The 400-nt window shown below is 76.2% G+C and carries 1 pseudogene; it reads right to left on the reverse strand.

The features are described 5' to 3' along the window. Nucleotides 1–400, reverse strand: a pseudogene (locus tag LPA54_RS40980) (hypothetical protein); the annotation flags it as partial.

The following is a 400-nucleotide window of genomic DNA, read 5'->3' on the forward strand; positions in this document are numbered from 1 at the left end:
CCAGCACGACCGGACGCCCGTCGTCGTAGACGACGCCCTTCCGCAACTGGAACCCGCGCACCGATGTGCCGCGCGTCCCGGGCGCCGCCCGGTGCACCGCGCCCAGCAGACCTCCCTCGGCCGCGGTGGCGGGCAGCACCGGCACCCCGCCGATCGAGAGGTCCGCGATCACCGCGTCGGCCGCCGTGGCCGCCATGGCGCGGCGCAGCACCAGCCCGCCGGCCGGCAGCGGAGCCGGCTCGCGCGCGGACAGCGGGTTCCTCGGCCCGACCACGCACACCGTGTCGGCGGCGCGCTCCGCGGAGAACTGCTCCACGAAGTACCGCACGCCCTCCTCGACCGGGATCAGCGTCACGCCCCGCTCGGCGAACATCTTCTCCAGCGCCGGGGTGACCATGCC

The sequence above is a fragment of the Streptomyces sp. DH12 genome, from assembly GCF_020873895.1.
Taxonomy (GTDB): domain Bacteria; phylum Actinomycetota; class Actinomycetes; order Streptomycetales; family Streptomycetaceae; genus Streptomyces.